The organism is Citrobacter sp. wls826 (assembly GCF_005281245.1).
Taxonomy (GTDB): Bacteria; Pseudomonadota; Gammaproteobacteria; order Enterobacterales; family Enterobacteriaceae; genus Citrobacter; species Citrobacter braakii.
Map to the genome: position 1 here is coordinate 33,208 of NZ_SZWS01000017.1, position 1,802 is coordinate 35,009.

Here is a 1,802-nt window from a genome sequence, read left to right on the forward strand (position 1 = left end):
CGCTATCGCGGCATGCTGCGTATTGTCGGGACATTTATCGGCTGTATTGCTGCACTGATCATTATCATCAGCATGATCCGCGCCCCGTTATTGATGATCCTGGTGTGTTGTATCTGGGCCGGTTTTTGTACCTGGATCTCGTCGCTTGTGAAGATCGAAAACTCCTATGCCTGGGGACTTTCGGGCTATACGGCGCTGATCATCGTCATTACCATCCAGGCTGAACCGCTGCTGACGCCGCAATTTGCGCTCGAACGTTGTAGTGAAATAGTGATGGGGATTGTCTGTGCTATTGTGGCCGATCTGCTCTTTTCGCCCCGTTCGGTGAAACAGGAGATTGATGTCGAACTGGACAGCCTGCTGGTGGCGCAGTATCAGCTTATGCAACTGTGCATTAAGCATGGTGACAGTGAAGAAGTGGACAAAGCCTGGGGCGATTTAGTCCGGCGTACGGCGGCGCTGGAAGGCATGCGAAGTAACCTGAATATGGAGTCCTCACGCTGGGGGCGGGCTAACCGCAGACTCAAAGCATTGAACACGCTGTCACTCACGCTCATCACGCAGTCCTGCGAAACCTATCTTATTCAGAACACTCGACCCGAACTGATCACTGATACCTTCCGCGAGTTGTTCAATATGCCGGTTGAAACGGTGCAGGATGTTCATAAACAGTTGAAGCGGATGCGGCGGGTGATTGCCTGGACCGGCGAACGCGAAACGCCGATCACGATATATAGTTGGGCAGGCGCCGCGACGCGCTACCTGTTGCTCAAACGCGGTGTACTGAGTAATACCAAAATTAGCGCCCTGGAAGAAGAGATCCTGCAAGGTGAGCCAGTAGTGAAGGTGGAGTCTGCCGAGCGCCATCATGCGATGGTCAACTTCTGGCGCACCACGCTTTCTTGTGTGCTGGGAACTTTATTCTGGCTGTGGACCGGATGGACCTCCGGCAGCGGCGCAATGGTGATGATTGCGGTTGTCACTTCGCTGGCAATGCGTTTGCCCAACCCGCGCATGGTGGCGATTGACTTTATTTACGGTACGTTGGCGGCGTTACCGCTCGGGGCGCTCTATTTCTTGGTGATTATCCCCAATACGCAACAAAGCATGTTGTTACTGTGCCTGAGCCTGGCGGTGCTGGGGTTCTTTCTGGGTATAGAGGTACAGAAACGACGGCTGGGATCAATGGGGGCGCTGGCCAGCACTATTAATATCATCGTGCTGGATAACCCGATGACCTTCCACTTTAGCCAGTTCCTTGATAGTGCGCTGGGGCAAATTGTTGGCTGCGTGCTGGCATTTATCGTCATTCTGTTGGTGCGCGATAACTCTCGTGACAGAACGGGTCGCGTGTTGCTCAACCAGTTTGTCTCGGCGGCGGTTTCAGCGATGACCACCAACGTGGTACGTCGTAAAGAAAACCATCTCCCGGCGCTTTATCAGCAGCTGTTTTTGCTGATGAACAAATTTCCCGGCGACCTGGCGAAGTTTCGCCTGGCGCTGACGATGATCATTGCGCATCAGCGCTTGCGCGATGCGCCGATACCGGTAAACGAGGATCTATCCGCGTTCCATCGCCAGCTTCGTCGCACTGCGGATCACGTGATTTCCGCAGGAAACGACGACAAGCGCCGACGCTACTTTAGCCAGTTGCTGGAAGAGCTTGAGATCTATCAGGAGAAATTAATCATCTGGCAAGCGCCACCGCAGGTGACCGAGCCGGTAAAACGACTTAGCGGGATGCTGCACAAATACCAGCATGCGCTAACCAGTAATTAAGAGTTGGAAACCGACGCTAAAGG

The 1,802-nt window shown here is 53.7% G+C and carries 1 protein-coding gene; it reads left to right on the forward strand.

Annotation, left to right across the window (positions count from 1 at the left end):
- A partial coding sequence (gene aaeB / locus FDW87_RS02725; RefSeq protein WP_252362967.1) for a p-hydroxybenzoic acid efflux pump subunit AaeB occupies positions 1 to 1,779 on the forward strand: 1,779 nt, incomplete at its 5' end.
- Between the last annotated feature and the right edge of the window lie 23 nt (positions 1,780 to 1,802).